Annotated in this window: 17 protein-coding genes and 1 riboswitch; of the genes, 3 read left to right on the top strand and 14 right to left on the bottom strand. The window is 63.3% G+C overall.

The features are described from left to right. Positions 1-3 precede the first annotated feature (3 nt). The 7 genes from P3T24_RS35895 to P3T24_RS35925 form a co-directional block, all read right to left on the bottom strand. Entirely contained in the window at positions 4-1,017 is a 1,014-nt protein-coding gene (locus P3T24_RS35895; RefSeq protein WP_074262819.1) for an ABC transporter permease subunit, read from the bottom strand. Positions 1,018-1,221: 204 nt separating this feature from the next. After that, the gene (locus P3T24_RS35900) at positions 1,222-2,850 is read right to left on the bottom strand and encodes an ABC transporter substrate-binding protein (RefSeq protein ID WP_429441527.1); all 1,629 of its coding nucleotides are present in this window, start codon (positions 2,848-2,850) and stop codon (positions 1,222-1,224) included. 204 nt (positions 2,851-3,054) lie between these two features. Continuing rightward, on the bottom strand, positions 3,055-4,698 hold the full coding sequence (locus P3T24_RS35905; RefSeq protein WP_429441528.1) for an ABC transporter substrate-binding protein: 1,644 nt from the start codon (positions 4,696-4,698) through the stop codon (positions 3,055-3,057). Between the two features lie 224 nt (positions 4,699-4,922). Next, the gene (metF, locus tag P3T24_RS35910) at positions 4,923-5,753 is read right to left on the bottom strand and encodes a methylenetetrahydrofolate reductase [NAD(P)H] (RefSeq protein WP_429441530.1); all 831 of its coding nucleotides are present in this window, start codon (positions 5,751-5,753) and stop codon (positions 4,923-4,925) included. Positions 5,754-5,786: 33 nt separating this feature from the next. Continuing rightward, complete coding sequence (locus tag P3T24_RS35915) at positions 5,787-6,140, bottom strand: phage holin family protein (RefSeq protein WP_074262823.1); 354 nt, start codon at positions 6,138-6,140, stop codon at positions 5,787-5,789. Between the two features lie 180 nt (positions 6,141-6,320). After that, positions 6,321-7,742, bottom strand: a complete 1,422-nt coding sequence (ahcY, locus tag P3T24_RS35920) for an adenosylhomocysteinase (RefSeq protein WP_429411602.1) — start codon at positions 7,740-7,742, stop codon at positions 6,321-6,323. 33 nt (positions 7,743-7,775) lie between these two features. After that, a riboswitch (S-adenosyl-L-homocysteine riboswitch) is annotated at positions 7,776-7,910 on the bottom strand. A 67-nt stretch (positions 7,911-7,977) separates the two neighbouring features. Further along, positions 7,978-8,751, bottom strand: coding sequence for a glycosyltransferase family 2 protein (locus P3T24_RS35925; RefSeq protein ID WP_429441540.1), 774 nt, complete (start codon positions 8,749-8,751; stop codon positions 7,978-7,980). Between the two features lie 247 nt (positions 8,752-8,998). Here P3T24_RS35925 and P3T24_RS35930 point away from each other — a divergent pair, with 247 nt between their 5' ends. Further along, on the top strand, positions 8,999-9,961 hold the full coding sequence (locus tag P3T24_RS35930) for a LysR substrate-binding domain-containing protein (RefSeq protein WP_429287776.1): 963 nt from the start codon (positions 8,999-9,001) through the stop codon (positions 9,959-9,961). Positions 9,962-10,117: 156 nt separating this feature from the next. Here P3T24_RS35930 and P3T24_RS35935 read toward each other — a convergent pair whose 3' ends face one another. Together P3T24_RS35935 and P3T24_RS35940 are read right to left on the bottom strand one after the other, a co-directional pair. Beyond that, complete coding sequence (locus P3T24_RS35935) at positions 10,118-11,917, bottom strand: OmpA family protein (protein WP_429441532.1); 1,800 nt, start codon at positions 11,915-11,917, stop codon at positions 10,118-10,120. 212 nt (positions 11,918-12,129) lie between these two features. Then, positions 12,130-13,770, bottom strand: coding sequence for a GMC family oxidoreductase (locus P3T24_RS35940; protein WP_074262828.1), 1,641 nt, complete (start codon positions 13,768-13,770; stop codon positions 12,130-12,132). 364 nt (positions 13,771-14,134) lie between these two features. On the opposite strand from P3T24_RS35940, the gene P3T24_RS35945 reads away from it, so the two are divergent. After that, positions 14,135-15,817: an isovaleryl-CoA dehydrogenase gene (locus P3T24_RS35945; protein ID WP_429441534.1), complete on the top strand. Its 1,683-nt coding sequence runs from the start codon at positions 14,135-14,137 to the stop codon at positions 15,815-15,817. Positions 15,818-15,859: 42 nt separating this feature from the next. Beyond that, a complete protein-coding gene (locus tag P3T24_RS35950; protein WP_429441535.1) occupies positions 15,860-17,278 on the top strand; it encodes a coniferyl aldehyde dehydrogenase in 1,419 nt (472 codons plus the stop codon). Here the strand turns inward: P3T24_RS35950 and P3T24_RS35955 are convergent. The 5 genes from P3T24_RS35955 to fliE all read right to left on the bottom strand — a co-directional run bounded on the left by P3T24_RS35955 (position 17,275) and on the right by fliE (position 20,639). Continuing rightward, entirely contained in the window at positions 17,275-17,601 is a 327-nt protein-coding gene (locus tag P3T24_RS35955; RefSeq protein ID WP_074262831.1) for an EscU/YscU/HrcU family type III secretion system export apparatus switch protein, read from the bottom strand. The genes P3T24_RS35950 and P3T24_RS35955 overlap by 4 nt on opposite strands. Further along, positions 17,601-19,205: a flagellar hook-length control protein FliK gene (locus tag P3T24_RS35960; protein WP_429441536.1), complete on the bottom strand. Its 1,605-nt coding sequence runs from the start codon at positions 19,203-19,205 to the stop codon at positions 17,601-17,603. The genes P3T24_RS35955 and P3T24_RS35960 overlap by 1 nt, the downstream gene beginning before the upstream one ends. 81 nt (positions 19,206-19,286) lie before the next feature. After that, positions 19,287-19,613 (bottom strand): flagellar protein FliT, encoded by a 327-nt coding sequence (locus P3T24_RS35965; RefSeq protein ID WP_074262833.1) that lies wholly within the window; start codon positions 19,611-19,613, stop codon positions 19,287-19,289. Next, the gene (fliS, locus tag P3T24_RS35970) at positions 19,610-20,044 is read right to left on the bottom strand and encodes a flagellar export chaperone FliS (RefSeq protein ID WP_074262834.1); all 435 of its coding nucleotides are present in this window, start codon (positions 20,042-20,044) and stop codon (positions 19,610-19,612) included. Before fliS ends, P3T24_RS35965 begins: the two co-directional genes overlap by 4 nt. A gap of 259 nt (positions 20,045-20,303) precedes the next feature. Beyond that, on the bottom strand, positions 20,304-20,639 hold the full coding sequence (gene fliE / locus P3T24_RS35975) for a flagellar hook-basal body complex protein FliE (RefSeq protein WP_074262835.1): 336 nt from the start codon (positions 20,637-20,639) through the stop codon (positions 20,304-20,306). Between the last annotated feature and the right edge of the window lie 206 nt (positions 20,640-20,845).

The following is a 20,845-nucleotide window of genomic DNA, read 5'->3' on the forward strand; positions in this document are numbered from 1 at the left end:
GCTTTACCTCGTATGGCGAATGCGCGGATTCAACACGCCGTACAACAGATCGACGATCAGATTCACGACGATCACGAGTGTGGCAATCAGGAGGATACCGCCCTGCACGACGGGATAGTCGCGCCGGCTGATTGCGTCGATCAGCCATTTGCCGATACCCGGCCAGGAGAACAACGTCTCGGTCAGCACCGCGCCGGCTAGCAGCGTGCCCACCTGCAGGCCGATCACGGTCACCACCGGAATCAACGCATTACGCAGCGCATGCACGACGATCACGCGTCCCGGCGGCAAGCCCTTGGCGCGAGCGGTGCGAATGTAGTCCTCGCGCAGCACTTCGAGCATCGACGAGCGCGTCATACGCGCAACGACCGCCAAAGGAATCGTGCCGAGCACAATGGCCGGCAAAATCAGATGGCTCAACGCCGACTTGAACGAACCTTCATCGGTGCCTGGCAGCAGTGAATCGATCAACATGAAGCCCGTCACGTGCGGAATGTCGAACTCCACCGCGATGCGGCCCGACACCGGCGTCCAGCCGAGCTTCACCGAAAACAGCATGATAAGAATCAAACCCCACCAGAAGATCGGCATCGAATAGCCGGTCAACGCGGTACCCATCACACCGTGATCGACGGCCGTACCGCGCTTCAGCGCAGCAAACACACCCGCCGGCAGCCCGACGATCAGCGCGAACAGCATGGCGCAGATCGACAGTTCAACGGTGGCGGGAAAGCGCGCGAGGAACTCGTCCATCACGCTGGTGTTGGTGATGATCGACATTCCCAGATCGCCGTGCAGCGCGCGCCCAAGATAGTGGATGTATTGCAGCGGCAAGGGTTCGTCGAGCCCCAGCCGATGCATGGCGGCCGCGTGCATGGCCGGGTCGACACCGCGTTCGCCCATCATCACTTCGATGGGATCGCCGGGTATCAGGTGAATGAGCGCAAACGCAAGGATCGTGATGCCGATGAACGTCGGAATCACCATGCCAATGCGGCGCAAAACGAAGCGGAACATGGTTCGTCCCTATGGTCTTGATGAACGGAAAAACACAACCGGCGACGAGGGCTTGTCACCCCGGTCGCCGGAACATTTCGACCAGTTTTCTAACCAGGCGAAAAGCGGACTGCGTCAGTTTTACAGCAAGCCCTGCGATTTACCTTACGGTTCGTCGCACGGCTCACCTAATGGCTCACGTTATAGCGCACCTTACGTCAAGACTCATTGCACGCCAACACCGTCGAAGCGCACGTAACCGAGCGGCTCGATGCGCATGTCGATCACCTTCTTGCTGACCGGCTGGTACACCGTCGAGTGCGCGATCGGCGAGAACGGCAGTTGCTGCGCGAAAATCTGCTGTGCCTGCGTGTAGATCTTCGTGCGTTCGCCCTGATCGATCGTCGTGCGGCCCTTCTGGACCAGATCGTCGAACGGCTTGTAGCACCACTTGCCGAAGTTGTTGCCGTTAATCGCTTCGCAACCGAGCAACGTGCCGAGCCAGTTGTCCGGATCGCCGTTGTCGCCGGTCCAGCCAATCAGCATCGTGTCGTCCTCACCCGCGTGAGCGCGCTTGATGTACTCGCCCCATTCGTACGTGACGATCTTCGCCCGCACGCCGATCTTGGCCCAGTCCGCCTGGATCATTTCCGACATCAGACGCGCGTTCGGGTTGTACGGACGCTGCACCGGCATCGCCCACAGCGTGATGTCGAAACCGCTCGCGAGACCCGCCTTGGCGAGCAGCGCCTTGGCCTTCTCCGGGTCATACGACTGGCTCGGCAGGTTCTTGTCGTACGACCATTGGGTCGGCGGCATCGGATTCGTGGCCGACTGGCCGGCGCCCTGGTAGACGGAATCGATGATCGCCTTCTTGTTGATCGCCATGTCGAGCGCCTCGCGCACTTCGACCTTGTCGAGCGGCTTGTGCTGAACGTTGTACGACAGGTAACCGAGATTGAAGCCCGGCTGCGACGGCATCGCGAGAGTGGCTTCCGTCTTCAGCGGCGCGATATCCGCCGGACGCGGATAGCTCATCACCTGGCATTCGTCACGCTTCAGTTTCTGCACGCGCACGCCGGCGTCCGGCGTGATTGCGAAGATCAGCTTCGAAATCTTCACCTCGTTCGGCTTCCAGTAATCAGGATTGCCGTCGAAGCGGATCGTCGCGTCCTTCGTATAGCTGCGGAAAATGAACGGGCCCGTGCCAACCGGCTTCTGGTTGAGATCAGGGGCCTTGCCGGCCTTCAGCAGCGAATCAGCGTACTCAGCCGACTGGATCGATGCGAACTCCATTGCCATGTTCTGGATGAACGGGGCATTCACTTCCTTCAGCGTGAAACGTACGGTGTACGGATCGACCTTTTCGACCTTCGCGATCAGCTTGTCGAGGCCCATGTCCGTGAAGTACGGAAACTGTGCCGGATACGCCTTGTTGAACGGCATGGTCGGATCGAGCATGCGCGTGAACGTGAAGACGACGTCGTCCGCATTGAACTCGCGGCTCGGTTTGAAGTAAGTGGTGGTCTGGAACTTGACGCCGTGGCGCAGATGGAAGGTGTAGGTCTTGCCGTCGGGCGAGACATCCCAGCTTTCGGCGAGGCCCGGCTCGACCTTGGTGCCGCCGCGCTCGAACTCGACGAGGCGGTTGTAGACGGTGAACGTGTTGGCCGTGAAGTCAGTGCCCGTGGTGTATTGGGCTGGGTCAAAACCCGCAGGGCTGCCTTCTGAGCAGTAGACCAGGGTTTTATTCGGGATCTCGGCACGCGCGACATTGGCGCCCACCATCGATACCGCTGCAGCGGCGACGAGCGTGGTAATCCGCGCGGCGCGCAACAGGTTGTTTTGCTTCATGTTTCCTCCAGGTTCGGGGCTGGCTTACACCAGCGTAGCGCGATCTTACTTGAGCATGCCGTGCGGCAACAAGCGGAGGAAATTCCTTGTGTCCAGAAGCGGAAACACTTGGTAAGTAAAGATTGAGGCCCGTCAAATTCCTGGTCGACGGGCCTCGCGACGCCTCAAGCCGCGCCAAAGGGAAGCAAAAGCGTCCGTCTCCCCCTATTTCAGGCCGACTCCGAGGAATTGGGTCGGGCCGAACGGGTCGATCTTGAAGCCTGTCACGTCTTTCGAGATAGGTTGATAGACGGTGGAGTGGGCAATCGGCGTGAACGGCACCTGGTCCTTGAAGATGACCTGCGCCTCCATGTAGTCCTTGGTGCGCTGCGAGAGATCCGTCGTGCTACGGGCCGCGGTGATCAGGTCATCGAACGGTTTGTAGCACCACTTCGAGAAGTTGCTGCCCTTCACCGAGTCGCAACCCAGCAGGACGCCGAGCCAGTTATCCGGGTCGCCGTAGTCGCCGGTCCAGCCGATCAGGATTGCCTGGTGCTCACCAGCGTGAGCGCGACGGATGTATTCGCCCCACTCGAAGGTGACGATATTCACCTTTACGCCGATCTTCGCCCAGTCGGACTGCAGCATTTCCGCCATCAGGCGCGCGTTGGGGTTGTAGGGGCGTTGCACTGGCATCGCCCACAGCGTCAGGTCGAAGCCGTCCGGGTAGCCGGCCTGCTTGAGCAATGCCTTGGCTTTGTCGACGTCATACGGGGCGTCCTTGAGGCTCTTGTTGTAGCCCCACTGGGTGGGCGGCATCGGATTGGTCGCAATCTGGCCGGCGCCCTGGTACACCGATTCGATGATCGCCTTCTTGTTGATCGACATATCCAGTGCGCGGCGCACCTGCACGTCGTCGAGTGGCTTTTTGGTCGTGTTATAGCCAAGAATGCCGAGATTGAAGCCCACTTCGCTAGGCATAGCCAGCGAGGAGTCGGCCCTGACCGCCGGGATGTCGGCCGGACGCGGATAGGCCATCACCTGGCATTCGCCGCGCTTCAGCTTCTGCAGCCGCACCGCCGGGTCGACGGTGATCGCGAAGATCAGTTTGCTCACCTTCACGATACCGGGCTTCCAGTAGTCCGGATTGCCGTCGAAGCGAATGGTGTCGTCCTTGGTATAGCTGCGGAAGATGAATGGCCCGGTGCCCACCGGAAACAGATTGATATCGGAGGCCTTGCCCGCCTTCAGCAGCTGATCGGTATATTCCGCCGACAAAATCGACGCGAACGGCATCGCAATCTGCTGCAGGAACGGCGCGTCCACCGTTTTAAGCGTGAAGCGTACCGTGTACGGGTCGAGCGCCTCGATCTTTTCGACGTTCTTGGCAAGCCCCAGATCGCTGAAGTACGGGAATGGCACCGGGTATGCCTTATGAAACGGCTGGTCCGGATCCAGCATGCGCTGGAACGTAAACACGACATCGTCCGCGTTGAATTCGCGGGTCGGCTTGAAGAACGAGGTGGTCTGGAACTTCACCCCATGGCGCAGGTGAAACGTGTATTGCAGACCGTCAGCGGAAACGTCCCACTTCTCGGCGAGGCCCGGCTCGATGTCGGTGCCGCCCTGAACGAACTCGACCAGCCGGTTATAGACCGTGTAGGAGCCGGCTGTGAATTCGACGCTGGTGGTGTATTGAGCGGTATCGAAGCCCGCGGGGCTGCCCTCCGAGCAGAACACGAGGGTTTTATCGGGCAAGGAGGCAGCGGGGGCGGTGAGCGGTGTGAAGCATGCCGTGGCAACGGCCAGGGTTGTCAGGGCGGGCAGGCAATACTGGCGAACTGCGAACAGCATGGATGACACTGTCATGACGTTCTCCGGACTGCAACCGGCTTGGCTGCGCCTCGATCATAGACAGCACAATATTCGGGTTCAATCCTGGGTTCTACCCGCGAGCGTGGGCGTTTGGCACGTGTCTGCGGCAACGCACCAAATGTGGCGGGAACGGACAGGTGAAGAAGGGGGACTGGCGGGAACAGACGGGAATTGAACCGCGCAGCCAGCTGGCCGCGCGGTGTGAAGCTTGGGCAGTACTAAGCGCCCAGGCGGTCGCAGATGGCCTTGGTGGCCGCTGCGTTGTTGAGCGTGTAGAAATGCAGCCCCGGCACACGCGCGTCGATCAGACGCCGACACAAGTCCGTGACCACATCGAGCCCGAACGCGCGAATCGCTTCGCGGTCGTCGCCGTAGCTCTCCAGCCGCCGCGCCACCCAGCGCGGCACTTCCGCTCCGCACATCTCGGAGAAGCGCATCAGCTGCGAAAAGTTCGTGATCGGCATGATGCCGGGCACGATCGGCACGTCGACGCCGAGCTTGCGCGCATCGTCCACAAAGCGGAAATACGCATCCGCGTTGAAGAAGTACTGCGTGATCGCCGAATTGGCGCCGGCCTTCACCTTGCGAGCGAAGTTTTCCAGATCGTGACGCGGCGAGCGCGCCTGCGGGTGGTATTCCGGATAACCGGCCACCTCGATCCAGAACCAGTCGCCGAACTCGGCGCGAATGAAGCTCACCAGTTCCGACGCATAGCGAAACTCGCCGACCTCGCCCATACCGGACGGCAGGTCGCCGCGCAGCGCGACGATATGGCGAATGCCATGCGAACGGTACTCGGTGAGGATCGCGCGCAGGCTCTCTTTCGACGAGCCGATACACGACAGATGCGGCGCCGCTGCCAGCCCTTCCTTCGCCATATCGACGACGGTATCGAGCGTGCCGCGCTGTGTCGAGCCGCCGGCGCCGAAGGTGACCGAGACGAACTTCGGCTTGAGCGGCGCGAGCTGCGCGCGCGTGGCACGCAGCTTCTCGACACCGTCCGGCGTCTTCGGCGGGAAGAATTCGAATGAAAGTTCGAGCGGATTCATGACTCAGTCGCCGTTCTAGAAGTAAAGCTCACCTCAGCCGAAACTGCGGTTGCCGAGGATAAGCGCGGACAGCAGCCATGAAACGATGCTGTACAGGATCGAGCCGATAAACGCCGACCAGAAGCCCGACACCTCGAAGCCCTTCAGCAGCGATGCACACAGCCAGAAGCACAGCGCGTTGACCACCAGAATGAAGAGGCCGAGCGTGATGATCGTCACGGGCAGCGTCAGCAGGATCAGCACTGGGCGCAGCACGGTGTTGATCAACCCGAGCACCACGGCGACGATCAGCGCGGTGCCGAAGCTGCGGATGTGGATCGAAGGGACGAGGTAAGTGATGATCAGGAGCGCGAGCGCATTGATCACCCAGGTCAGCAGCACGGTCATGTAGAGCTCCTTCTTGGCTGAAAATCCGGGTTGAGCGGAATGGAACGGGCCGGCCAGGCGGTAAAGACGACTTGCCGGTCTGGCGCCGCCTTTATCGTGTGCCGCCCGCCAGGTTGCCTGTACGGCGACCGGCGGGGACTCACGTGCTGTCTGACCTGCCTGTTGCGCTACCGTGCCTGCTTAGTAACGGTAGTGGTTCGGCTTGAACGGACCGTTCTTGTCGACACCGAGGTAGCCCGCCTGCTCGTCCGACAGCACGGTCAGGTTCGCGCCGATGCGCGCCAGATGCAGGCGTGCGACCTTCTCGTCCAGATGCTTCGGCAGCACGTACACCTTGTTCTCGTACTTGCCGCCCTGGGTGAACAGTTCGATCTGCGCGAGCGTCTGGTTGGTGAACGAGTTCGACATCACGAACGACGGGTGGCCGGTGGCGCAACCGAGGTTCACGAGGCGGCCTTCAGCCAGCAGGATAACGCGCTTGCCGTCCGGGAAAATGATGTGGTCGACTTGCGGCTTGATGTTTTCCCACTGGTACTGACGGGTCGACGCAATGTCGATTTCCGAGTCGAAGTGGCCGATGTTGCAGACGATCGCGTTGTGGCGCATCGCCTTCAGGTGGTCGTGGCCAATCACGTGGTAGTTACCGGTGGCCGTCACAAAGATGTCGGCCTTGTCGGCGGCGTATTCCATCGTCACGACACGGTAGCCTTCCATCGCCGCCTGCAGTGCACAGATCGGATCGATTTCCGTAACCCACACGGTTGCGCCCAGACCGCGCAGCGATTGCGCGCAGCCCTTGCCCACGTCGCCGTAACCTGCGACCAGCGCGATCTTGCCGGCGATCATCACGTCGGTGGCGCGCTTGATACCGTCGACCAGCGATTCCCGGCAGCCATACAGGTTGTCGAACTTCGACTTGGTGACCGAGTCGTTGACGTTGATCGCCGGGAACGGCAGACGGCCTTCCGTTTCCATCTGATACAGACGGTGCACGCCCGTGGTAGTTTCTTCCGTCACGCCCTTGATGTGCTTCAGGCGCGTGGAGTACCACGTCGGGTCTGCGTCGAGATGCGAAGCGATCGACTTGTACAGCGCGACTTCTTCCTCGTTGTTCGGCTTGGCGATGACCGAACGGTCCTTTTCAGCCTTCGAGCCGAGGATCAGCAGCAACGTGGCGTCGCCGCCGTCGTCGAGGATCATGTTGGCGAATTCGCCGTTCGGCCATTCGAAAATGCGGTGCGAGAACTCCCAGTATTCGTCGAGCGATTCGCCCTTGAGCGCGAACACCGGCGTGCCCGATTTGGCGATTGCCGCGGCAGCGTGATCCTGCGTCGAGAAGATGTTGCACGAAGCCCAGCGGACCTCGGCGCCGAGTGCCGTCAGTGTTTCGATCAGCACGGCCGTCTGGATGGTCATGTGCAGCGAACCGGCGATGCGCGCGCCCTTCAGCGGTTGCTGCGCCTTGTACTCTTCACGCGTTTGCATGAGACCGGGCATTTCGGTCTCGGCGATGTTCAGTTCCTTGCGGCCCCAGTCGGCAAGCGACAGGTCGGCAACGACGAAATCCTGGGAATTTTTGGAATCGATGACTGCGGCGTTCATCACGCCCTCCTTTCTAAGAAATTGACTAGAAATTTGACGTGAGCGCGGTTCGATGCGGCGGATGGAAAGCGCAGCGCGCATTCAAGCCGTCCGATTGAAAGCCTCCGAGCCTGGCGGGCGGCCAGCGAATGCAGATTCGCGGTACCCGTCGCAACGCTCCTCGAAGACGAACGGCGATTGTAGCAAATAGAGATGGCTTCGGGGTGTCGGTCCGCGTTCGACACGAAGGCAGAGCCTAAGCCGGCGTACCGGCCGGGCCGCTCAGCGAGCGCAGTTGCGCGATGTTTGCTCTGGCGGCCTCGACGAACTGGCCGGACAGCCGGAACGACTCCTCGACATCGGCCGCGACCGGCGCCTGCATCCCGAAGCAAATGCGGAAATAGCGTTCCGCATGGATGCGCGGGTGGTAATGCATCCGCACGCGCCTGGCGTCGCCCAGGCGCCGGTTGCCGAACAGCTCGCGCAGGGCCCATGAAAACGCGCCGTCTTCTCCGCCATTGCGGCGGAAAAAGGCGTCCATTGGAAAACCGCCCAGCGCCGCATAGACCGCCCGCCGGATGATCAGGCTGCTCGGCACCGTGTTGCTCAGCGTTGCGGCGTGCTCCGCGAAATCCGGATGCGCGGTGATTTCCGCCGGGAAGCCGGTGTATTCGACGTCGAGTCGGATCGAGGCTTCAGTGGGGTTCTGCTCCAGATAGCCGCTCGCGGCTGCCAACGCGCCGGGGAGATACTCGTCGTCCGCGTCGATAAAGGCCAGCAAGGGTTGCGTGGCATGTAGCGCGGCCCAGTTGCGTGCCCGCGCGGCGCCGCCGTTCGCTGGCATCTGCAGCAGACCGATGCGCGGATCGCGCTCGCCGTAGTAGCGCGCGATCTCGATCGAGCGATCGGTCGAGCCGTCATCCACGACGATAATCTGCGCCGCTTCGGGCTGGATGATGCAGCTGTCGAGCGTACGGGCGAGGGTCGCCGCCGCGTTGTAGCAGGGAATGATGATCGAAATGGGCAGCATGGCGTTCGGAGAGGACGGCGCGAAGGGGCAAACACAAAGGGAGTTGATGATCATAGCGCCGTCTTGCGTCGATTCATCCTGAAAAGCGGCGGCCGACCATGTAAGGAAAAACAACGGGGAAATCGCATGCTTATGGCGATTTCCAGCTGACTTCACACGAAAGCCCGCACTGATTGCACCGCAACATAAATATAATGACTCGCACTCGCCATACTCATTCCACATTGGAATTCTGGAGCCTGGAATCGTGGAACTTCGTGCCCTGCGCTATTTCGTCGAAGTCGTGCGCCAGCAAAGTTTTACCGTGGCCGCCGAGCAGATGTTCGTCACCCAGCCAACCATCAGCAAGATGGTGAAGTCGCTGGAAGACGAAATCGGCTCGCCGCTATTGCTGCGCGACGGCCGTCAGATGGTGCTCACTGACGCCGGTCGCATCGTCTATCAGCGCGGCCAGGATGTGCTCGCCGCGCACGCGCAGTTGCAGGCTGAACTCAACGACCTGGACACGCTGGGCCGTGGTGAACTGACTATCGGGATTCCGCCAATGGGCGGATCCCTCTTTACGCCCGCAATCGCCGCCTTCCGGCAGCAATATCCGAAGATCGAGCTGAAACTGTTCGAACAAGGTTCGCGGGCCATCGAAGCGGCACTGATCAATGGCGAGCTCGAACTGGGGGGCGTGCTGCAGCCGGTCGACCCCGAACACATCGACGTGCTTCCAATGACGCGCCAGTTGCTGTGGCTCGTCGCGCGCCGCGGCTCGCGCTGGGACCGCCTGCAACGGGTGCCGCTCGCGGACCTGGCGAGCGAGCCATTCGTCTTCTACGGCGAAAGCCTCGCGCTCAACGACGTCGTGCTGAACGCGTGCCGCGCAGCAGGCTTTGCGCCGACTATCGTCGGGCGCAGCGGTCACTGGGATTTCATGGCGGCGCTCGTGCTGGCAGGCGTCGGCATTGCGCTGTTGCCCGCGCCCTACTGCCGGCGCCTCGACGCGACGCAATTCACCTGCCGCCCAGTGGTCGACCCCGAGATTCCGTGGGAAATGGCGGTCGGCTGGCGGCGCAACGGCTACCTCTCGCACGCCGCGCGCGCATGGCTCGAAGTGGCGCGCGAAATCCTGCCCTCCCAGCCCGGCGACGATCTGATGCATTGGCCCGACATCGGCATCACCGGGCTTGCACCGACCGACAGCGGGCCGGCCGGCGCTTAGGTTATGGCCTAGGTTACGGCCTAGGTTACGGCCTGGGTGAGCGCTGGGGTGTCCCCCGGGGCGACCTCCACGGTGGGTCCCGAGATGGCTCCCAGCATGATTCCAAGGGTAATCGCCCGGGTTGATGCCAAGGCGAATGCCCGGTCAATACCGTACTTACTGCTGCGCCTCGACGAACTCAATCCGTCGATTCGCAAAGCGGCCGCTCTCGGTGTCGTTGCTCGCCACCGGACGCGCATCGCCGTAGCCTTGCGCCGTTAGCGAGTCAGCCGGCACACCGGTCCTGACGAGGAATGCACGAACCGATTCAGCGCGTTTCTTCGACAGCAGCAGATTCTGCTGATCGCCACCGACGTTGTCCGAATAGCCTGCCACTTCGAGCTTCGCGGCCTTGCCGTTGTGCGAGCAGGCCATCAGCACCTGGGCCGACTGACGCAGATCGTCGACCGCCGACGCCGGCACACGCGCGCTCGCGCTTGTAAAGTTGATCACCTGCAGGTTCAGCACCTTGACCACATCAGCGACGACGCATGAGCTATCCGGCGCGAGCAGATCTTTGATCGCACTACGGAACGATTGCGTTGCGTCGGCCACGGCCTGCTCCGCGTTGAATGCGCCAATCTGATACGACGCACCAAACAGAGACTTCAGGCGCTCGAGCCAGCCGAGCTTCGCGTTGGCAGCGGTGCCGCTCAGTTCGATACGCGCGCCGTCCAGCTTCACTTCCGCGCCGGGTAGCGCCATCAACGGCAGCAACGCGTCGAGATGCGCGAGCCAGTCGGCCGGCTTCGTGTCCGGGTCGACAGTGATCTTGGCGGCAACGTGGTCGGCGCCGAACTTCTTCGTCAATGCATCGATCAACGCAGCCTTTTCGGCTTCGCTGCCGACCGTCGCCGTCAACGTCGGCTTGCCGGCCGGATCGACCGTGAAGGTCAGCTGACTATCTTTGGTAGGTGCCGGAGCAGCGGCAGGCTGCGACGCCGCGCTTGCGCTCGCGGCGAGCTCCGCTGATGCAGCAGGCGCAGAAGCAGCAGGCGCAGAAGCAACGACATCCGAAGCAGCCACCGTCGACGCCACGACATCGCTTGCAAGTTCGACAGCCGGAGCCGAGGCAGCGGCAACCACGGAAGCTGCCTGCGAGGTCGAGCCCGTGACGTCCAAAGTCTGCTCATGCTGGCAGCCGCGCAGGAACAGGAACGCCAGCACTGCGGCGAGCGCGGCGAGCAGCCACCACAGCCAACTGTGAGAGCGACGCTCCTCGCGCAAAACAGCGTCGACCGGTACGCGCGGCGCAGCCTGCGGGGCGTGCGTGGTGTGCACCGAAGGATTGACCGGCGCAGCAGGTGCAACCGGATGCTCGATATGCGCCGACACCGCCTTCAGTTGCGGCAGGACGCTGCCCATGAACGTTGCCACACCGCCGAGCCCGAGCGCCGACAACAGTCCGTCATTCAGAAACGGGGCGATAGCGGGCAATTGATGACCGAGCAGCGTCGGCAACTGCCCGACGCTGCCTTGCGCTTCGAGGAAATGACGCTTCAGGACGCCAAGCAGCGTGGCGCCGACGATACCCGTCAACGCATGCGCAGACTGCGCCGGCACGCCGGTTTGTGCGGCGACCGTATCGCTCACGCCGTCGAGCCGGCGATCGGTCACGCGAGCCAGCAATTGACGGCCGGCACCTTCGAGCAGACTCAAGCCAGCCGTGCTCGCGAGCAATTGCGGCAGTTGTTCGCCGATGTGCGCATTGACCTCCGGCGCCATGATCGTGGTGAACAACGAGCGTGCGCCTTCGAGCGTGGCGCCCTTATGCATCAATGCTGCGACGAGTGCAGGAGCAGCGGTGCCGATGACTTTGTCGGTGACGGCCGGTGGCAGCCCGAAGCGCTCCGACAGTTGCCGCACCACGCTGTCAGACAGCGCGGACTGAATCAGTTGAATTACGTTGATACTCATCGACTCGCTTCCTTGAGAGGGCGAACGCGCCACCTGACACGCTCTTTCGCGGCGAGAGTATAGAGGCCTGAAAATCTCAAAAACGAGGCGAGAAGATTAATTACATATCTTTGTAGAAATCCATCAATATTCCTAACTAGCAGTCTGATTTTAAGAGACTCGACCCGTCATCCGGGCCGCCAGATATTCAGTGAGCGCGTGGCGGCGGCGATTCAAACCACCGCCCCGGCGCAGACTCCAACCTGAGTCGACTGTGCGGTGCGGCGCGCGGTCGCGATGAGATCCGCGGCCCGCTCGCCGATCATCACGGTCGGCGCATTGGTGTTACCGCCAATCAGCGTCGGCATCACCGAGGCGTCCACAATCCGCAATCCCGTCACGCCACGCACGCGCAGCTGCGGGTCGACCACCGAGCCGGCATCGCTGCCCATCCGGCAGGTAGCGACCGGGTGATAAATCGTATCGGCGTGCGCCGCGATGGTTTCAAGCAACTCGGCGCGCGTCTGCCCCACATGCGTGTACAACTCCTTGCCACCGTGCACCGCAAGCGAAGGCGCATCGAGAATCCGCCTCGCCATGTATGCGCCTTCCAGCAATAACTCCAGGTCGCGCGGGTCGCTCAGGAAACGCGGATCGATCACCGGCGCCTCACGCGCGTCGGCGCTCGCGAGCGTCACCGTGCCGCGACTATGCGGACGCAGCACGCACACGTGCAGCGAATAGCCGTGCCCCCAGTGCATATGCCGGTTGTGATCGTCGACGAGCGCGGCGCAGAAATGCAATTGCAGATCGGGACGCTCGAGCGTGGGCCGGCTCTTCAGGAAACCGCCCGCCTCGGCGACATTGCTCGACAGCATGCCCGTACCGTGCCGCATGAAGGTGACGAACTGCGGCAACATCCGCGCGATGCCGCGCAGCGAAAAGCCGGTTGGCTCGATCGACGCCACGCGCTTGTTGATCGTAAAGTCGACATGGTCGATCAGGTTGCGGCCCACTTGCGGCGCGTCGTGAATCACTGGCACACCGAACGATTGCAGTTGCGCGGCCGGACCGATCCCCGAGCACATCAACAGTTGCGGCGAATTGAACGCGCCCGCTGCGAGCACCACCTCGCCACGCGCTTCGAGCGTCTCGGTACGTCCGCCGCGCACGATTTCGACACCGCTTGCGCGCTTGCCGTCCAAGGTCACGCGCAGCACGGTGGCATCAGCCAGCGTGTGCAGATTGCTCCGGTTGCGACCGTAGATATACGCCCGTGCGACACTGCAGCGTCTGCCGTCGCGCTGCGTGACCTGATAGAAACCGACGCCTTCCTGATCGGCGCCGTTGAAGTCGGTATTGAGCCGATGCCCTGCTTCCAGCGCCGCCTGCACGAAGCGTTGCGAGAACGGATTGCGATAGCGCAGATCGCTGACGGTGAGCGGCCCATCCGCGCCATGCCACGCATCGGCGCCGCGCTCGTTACCCTCCGCACGCCGGAAGTACGGCAGCACATCGTCCCACGCCCATCCGTCGCAGCCGAGCCGCGCCCATTCGTCGTAATCGAGCGGGTGGCCGCGCGTGTAGATCATGGCGTTGATTGCGCTCGAACCGCCGAAGCCGCGCCCGCGAGGTTGATACCCGCGGCGCCCGGCGAGGGCCGGTTGCGGCGTGGTCTCGTAGCCATAGTTGGTCTTGAGCTTGTTGGGGACAACCGCCGCGACGCCGACCGGCATGTTGACGAACAGATTGCGCTCCGTATGCGGACCTGCTTCGATCAGCGCGATCGTGGCGTCGGGACAGGCGTCCGCGAGCCGTGCCGCCAGCGAACAGCCGCCCGAACCCGCCCCTACGATGATGTAGTCGTATTGCATGCGCTCCTCCTGATGTGGGCCGCGTGCTGCGCGAACCCGAGCAAAGCTGTCTCGTGCACACTTGTCTACGTGTGTTTCCTGCGCATTGTAGGGAGCGTTGCCACGGTGCGGCGGGTTCGCGCCAGAGCGATCCCTCTAAACGAAACCCGCACCGCGACCCTATGATGAAAGGTGCAGCGCCGAGGACAGCGCCATGGCGATCAGGCAGCGCCGGCGGCCCTTGAAGGCCTGCGCTGCAAGTATCCGCGCGGTATTCAAACACCGCGTGATGCGCACTGCCCCACCGGCACGCGGCCCGCATACACTGATAAAACAGCGCCTCCTGATCGAACCCCGGCGCGCATCCGTCAAACGGAGACAGCAGATGGAACAGCATGGCCCCGGAACAACGCACGACGTCACGAATCAGGTTCCGCCACTGGCGGATTACAACCTATTTACCAGCGATACCGCCCTAGCCGCCGCACTGGAACGCGACGGCGCGTCGTGGCATCACGATGCGCTGCAGCGGCACGGCGCAGCACTGACCACCCCGGACACGCTCGCGCTTGCCGAGCTGGCGAACCGCCACACGCCGGAGCTGCACACTTACAGCCCGCGTGGCGAGCGCATCGACGCGCTGGAATTTCATCCTGCGTGGCACACGCTGCTGTCATTACTGCGGCGTGAAGGACTGCACGCGCTGCCGTTTTCCGATCCACAGCGCGGCGCCATGGCGGCGCGCTGCGCCGGTTATTTCCTGCATGCGCAGATCGAGTCCGGGTCGTTGTGTCCGATGACCATGACGTTCGCCAGCATTCCGGTGCTGCAGCGCGAACCCGCGCTGTTCGCGACGCTGCGCGACAAACTCTATGCGCGCGAACACGATCCGCGCGACCTGCCGCTCAGCCAGAAAACCTCGGCGATGATCGGCATGGGCATGACCGAGAAACAAGGCGGCTCGGACGTGCGCAGCAACCAGACGCGTGCTTACGCAACGGGCGGCGGCGCAGGCAGCGGGCGTGGCGGCGAATACCGGCTGGTCGGCCACAAGTGGTTCTTTTCCGCACCGCAATGCGACGCCCACCTGGTACTCGCCCGCACCGACGATCACGAAGGCCTGTCGTGTTTCTTCGTGCCGCGTTTCGCGCCCGACGGCAGCAAGAACGCCGTGCAGATCCAGCGCCTGAAAGACAAGCTCGGTAACCGCTCGAACGCCAGCAGCGAAGTCGAATTCCTCGACGCGTACGGCATTCTGATCGGCGAAGAAGGACGGGGCGTACCCACCATCATCGAAATGGCCAACTACACGCGACTCGATTGCGTGATCGGCAGCGCCGCATTGATGCGCGCGGCGCTGGTGCAGGCCATCCACCATGCCCGGCATCGCAGCGCGTTCGGCCGGCATCTGGCCGAGCAGCCGCTGATGCAAAACGTGCTCGCCGATCTCGCACTGGAATCCGAAGCCGCGACGGTGCTGTTCATGCGTTTAGCGCGCGCGTTCGAAGACGCCGCGAGCGCGCCGGAAGAGCGCGCGTGGCGGCGCATCGTTACGCCGGCCGCGAAGTACTGGGTCTGCAAGCGCACGCTGGAATTCACCGGCGAAGCCATGGAAGTCTGGGGCGGCAACGGTTATGTCGAAGAAGGGCCGATGGCACGCTTCTACCGTGAGGCGCCGGTCAATTCGATCTGGGAAGGCTCCGGCAACGTGATGTGCCTCGACGTGTTGCGCGCCATGGAACGTGAGGCCGAAGCAGCACAAGCGCTCTTCGCCGCGTGGCACGCAACTGCGCAGGGACACCCGGCGCTCACCGCTGCGCTCGGACGTCTGGCAGCGACGCTCAAGAACGCGCCAGAAACGCGCGAAGCGTCGGCGCGGCGCATCGCCCAACAGATCGTGCTGATCGCGCAGGCCACGCTGCTCGTGCAGCACGCACCGGCGGCCGTGGCCGACGCGTTCATCGCGACACGCCTCGCCGACGGCTGCGGCGAAAGCGGTCGCGTGTACGGCACGCTGCCCGCCACGTTCGATCACGCGGCGATTATCGAACGGGCGTTTGTCGCGTGATCTGCACACAACGATAACGAATAACCATAAATGGGAGTGGACATGAAGAACGATCTGCCGGAGATTGCCGCGCTCGAAGCGCTGTTGCGCGAACAGCGCCAGGCGTATCTGCGCGCGCCCTATCCCTCATGGGAAACGCGCGCGGCGCATCTGAAGGCATTGCGGGCGATGCTGCTCGACAACCGCGACGCGCTCGCCGAAGCGATGAACGCGGACTTCGGCAACCGGGCCAAAGAGGAAATCCTGCTCGCGGAATTTCTGCTCCTGAAAGAGGAAATCGACGGCGCGCTCAGGCACGGCAAACGCTGGATGAGATCGCAACGGCGCAGCACCAACAAGTGGCTGTTGCCCGCGCGCGCCAAGGTGATTGCGCAACCGCTCGGCGTGGTCGGCATTATCGTGCCGTGGAACTATCCGATCCTGCTGGCAGGCGGCCCGCTCGTGAGCGCTCTCACAGCCGGCAACCGCGCCATCATCAAGATGTCCGAACTCACGCCGCGCACCTCGGCTTTGTTCGAACAACTGATCGCGCAGACCTTCGCGCATGACCACGTCACCGTGGTCAATGGCGACGCTACGCTCGCTGCCGCCTTCAGCGCGCAGCCGTTCGATCATCTGCTGTTCACCGGTTCGACCAAAGTAGGCCATGAAGTGATGCGCGCGGCCGCCGAGCATCTGACGCCGGTCACGCTCGAACTGGGCGGTAAATCACCCGCCATCGTCGGCCCGCATGCGCGCTTCGACAATGCGGTCGATAACCTCGTCGCCGGCAAGACGATGAATGCCGGGCAAACCTGTATCGCGCCGGACTATGTGCTGGTGCCGCGCGGCAAGGTGCAGGCTTTCATCGAGCGGGCGCGGGCGCGCATGAGCGCGATGTATCCGGATTTCTCGAGCAATCGCGACTACACGTCCATCATTTCGGCGCGTCATTTCGAGCGTTTGCAGCGTCTTCTCGACGAAGCGAAAGCCAGCGGTGCGCAACTCCATGCGCTTGCCGACGGCGCCGCGGATCCACTCACGCGCCGCTTCCCGCTGATCGCGGTGACGAACGCGCCGGATGAAACCGCGCTGATGCAGGAGGAGATTTTCGGGCCGCTGCTGCCGATCGTCCCGTACGACACGCTCGACGACGCCATCGCCTGGGTCAACGCCCGGCCGCGTCCCTTGGCGCTGTATCTTTACGACGAGGATGCAACGACGATCCGCCGCGTCGAGCAGGAAACCATCGCGGGCGGCATGGCGGTCAACGAAACGCTGATGCAGCTGGCTTGCGAAAGCCTTCCGTTCGGCGGAGTGGGTGCGAGCGGGATGGGCGCGTATCACGGCTACGAAGGCTTTGTGACCTTCTCGAAGATGAAGCCGGTGCTCACCCAGGCCCGCTGGAATACACGCGGGCTGATCGCGCCGCCGTACGGCAAGCGCGTCAATGCGCTGCTCAAGCTGATGCTGCGGCTTTAGCGGCCCTTGACTGCGACCGGCTCAAGCGTAGTGGACGGCTGCTCCGGCTCGTCCGCCACGCCGCTTTCCAGCCGGTGCAGCCACGCCAGCAACTCCGCCACCGCCTGATACAACTGCGGCGGAATGCGCGAATCGAGATCGACCTGCATCAGCAGCGCGACCATCTCGGGCGCCTCGTGCACATACAGGCCCGCCTCCTTGGCGCGCTGCACGATCATTTCCGCGACGAGGCCGTAGCCCTTCGCGATCATGCGTGGCGCGTGGTCGCCGCCTTGGGCGTCGTAGACGAGCGCAGCAGCGCTTTTGCGATTCCTGCGGCTCATCACATGTCCCAGTCGAAATCGGTGTCGGACGTCGTGGTCGGCCATTGCGCGCGTTCGGGACGAGTCTGTCGCGCACCGCGCGGAGGCCACTCCGACCGCTCGGGGCGCTGGGGCCGCTCGGCGGCCCTGGGCCCGCCGCGGCGTGGCGTACCCGCCGCGACCGCCTCAGGATCGACAGCCGGCGCAGCACGCGCGTACGCGGAAGCCGCCGCCTGGGCGGCCGCAGCGGCTGCCGCGCCCGAGGCCGCACCCGGCACCCCGCCGCCGATCTCGCGAATCGCCAGCGCACTCAGTTCGATTCCGGCGGCAGCAAGCCGCTCGCGGAAGTTGTCGCTTTGCTCGGCGAGCCGAGCCGCGCCCAAGGGGCTCGCCGCGACCCGCGCCGCCAGCCGGTTGCCGGTGAGCGTCAGTTCGGCATCCACCGTGCCGAGCAGCGGCAACGACAACGTCAGACGCGTGCGCCACGGATAGTCCTCTTCCGCGCCTACACCGCCGCCGCCGCGCTCCCACTCGTCGCCGTCCTGCTGGATGGTCCAGTCGATTTTCGCGCCCGGCCACGCTTCGCCGCTCCAGCGGAACTGGCCCGTGGCGAGCATATCGAGTTGCTGGCGCACCAGCGGGATGGTCGCCACGTTGACGGCGCCCGCCATTGATTGCGCGGTTTGCGTCGGCGTGTCGCCCAGCTGGGACGCGGCGGCATGCAGCGCAGCGTGCACCGGTTGACCGGCCAGGTCGGAAAGCGAGTTCGCCAGCACTTCCCCGGCGGCGAAACGCGCGGCCTGTGGCGACTGGATCGACGCCGCGCGCGTGGCAGCACTCGCCTCGGGGCCGTCATTGCCGCTCTGGGTTGTCTGCGTCGAACCGGAGCGGGTCTGCTGCGCCGCGCTCGAGCCCGGCGGCGCGCTTGCGTCGAGATCGGACGCCCAGTCGAGCGGTAATTGCGCGGCGCTATCGAGAAGACGGTTTTGCGGTTCGCTGGCGAGGTCGGCGGGCGAGAGCTGACCCGCCAGCCATTGCGCGAGGTGCGCCTCGTAAAAGAGGCCGCTACCGGCGACGGTCTGTTCGAGCGCCGCCGCGAGCGCTGCCACCGGGAGGTCCCCTGGGGCAACGCTAGTGGCGGCCGTCGTCGCCGAAGCGCTTGCCGGATTGGCGGTGCTGGTGGTGTTGGAGGTCGTGGCGGTGCTTGCCGCATTCGCTGCGTTTGCCGCACTGGCCGGGTCGGCCACGCCGGCATCGGCCAATACAGTAGCAACAACCGCATCCGCCGTCTGCGCGTCGAGTATTTCGAAGAGCGGCAGTTCGGTTATCTCGGGATCGAGCGCAGGAGCCGCAGGCCAGATCGGCAACTGGCCGAGAATCGCCGGGGTGGCTTCACCACCGGACAGGGCAATCGCGTTGAGAGTCAAAGCCACCGCGGACAGGACAGTCTGCGCAGAGGCAGGCGGCGGCGCCGGCACCTCGGGCGTACCCGGCGTCACCGGCGTATCCGTGCTCAGCGCAGACGCACCCGTTTGCGCTGCATTTGGCGCGCCGGGTGCGATATTGAGCAGACTGTCGACCCGGCTCGCGAGCAGCGAAGCGATGGCCGTGTCGATTCCGTTCATGCCGGTTCCTTTGGAGTACCTACTGGCTGCGCGCGGCTAACGCAGTCAATTTCGCAATCAATCTATCGCAGTCAAAAAAGTTCAGCGTGCGCCGTACAACTCCTTGAGCACGCGGGCCGGACGGCCGGCAAACAGCGCCGACAGCGTCGCCATGCGGGGATTCGCGAGATCCCGGATAGCGGCGTCGTCCGCGAGAATCTGGCGGATCAGGTCGTATTTACGTGCGCGTTCCACTTCGTCGAGCTTCACCCCGGTTTCCGCGTCCTTCAACGCGTCGACCATATGCCGGTACTCTTCCTGCAACGGCATCAGATCGGTCCAAAGGGCGCGGCGCGCTGCGGTCAGCATGCGTGCGGAGATCGCTGCGATGGCCTCGTAGCGGGCAAAATATTCTGTGTTCGAAGTCATCTCATGCTTTCCGCGGTTGGCTGTGTCGCCATCCGCGCGATCTCCGGGGCAATCCCCATCCAGGCTTCTTCGAGCGTGGCCAGCAAGCCGTCGACTTCGACCAGCATCGCCTCGCTCTTCTTCAAGTTAGCTTCGAACAACCGCCGTGCCATATAGCTGTACAGCGCGTGCAGGCGTTGCGCGATCTCACCACCCGCTTCGACGTTAAGCGACTGCTGCAATCCGCCCTCGATAATCCGGATCGCCTTGCTGATCGCCACTCCCCGCTCCGCGATGTTTCCTTGCTGCAGATGCATACGCGCCTGAGAGATTGCCCGCCGGGCCCCCTGGTACAGCAGTACGATCAGACGGTGCGGGCTTGAACCCATCACTCCTGTCTCGACGCCGACACGTGCGTATGCGTTGGCTCCAGCGTGTCCTGGGGAAAACATCGGCGCTCCTCCTTTGCTACGGAAACGGAAAGTATCAGACGGCTGCATGGGGCACTTCGCCACTTGCGGATTGATGCCTGTACCTGGTTATCGGATCGGCAACCGAAAAGCTTTAGGACGCGGTAAGGAGGTTTAAGGCGAATGGCTGCAAGCTTGGGCAGGCACAGACGTAGCCGCGCGGCGCCGCCAGCCACGTCCACGAACTTCCGCTCGCGGACCGGGTTGCGGTGCAGCGTTTGCCAGACCAGCCGCTACGCTGTCAAACCGACATCTGCATGATGTCGTTGTAGGCGGACACCAGCTTGTTGCGCACCTGCAGGCCGAATTGCAGGCCCAGATTGGCCTTCTGCCCGTCGATCATCACATCGTTCAGCGATACATTGGGTGCGCCGACTTCGAACGCCTTCGCCTCGCCGGCCGCGGTTTTCTGATCGTCGCTGATCTTGTCGATCGACGCCTTGAGCGCCGACGCAAAACCGCCCGAGCTTGCCGCAGCGGGTTGATTCGCCACCGCCTCGGTGCCGCCGGCGGCCTGTGCGGCCATGGCCTGCATTTGCTGCAGCGCCGACGAGAGCGCGTTCACGGACATTGTCATGTTCTCTCCTGAGGAAGGTCGAACGGCATAGCAAATCCTACCGATCTGAGCGAGAGAATATCAGCGGGCCTGGTTCGAAAGCCTCGAAACTGGGGGGGAAACCCTGCTCTATTCGAGCAATCGGGTTCGCCGCGCCTGCGCATAATTCCAATCGTGAAAGTCTCTGTCCGTGCCCCTGCCGACCCCGGCGTGGCAGCGGCGGCAGG

Source organism: Paraburkholderia sp. GAS33, assembly GCF_050436645.1.
GTDB classification, from domain to species: Bacteria; Pseudomonadota; Gammaproteobacteria; order Burkholderiales; family Burkholderiaceae; genus Paraburkholderia; species Paraburkholderia phenazinium_B.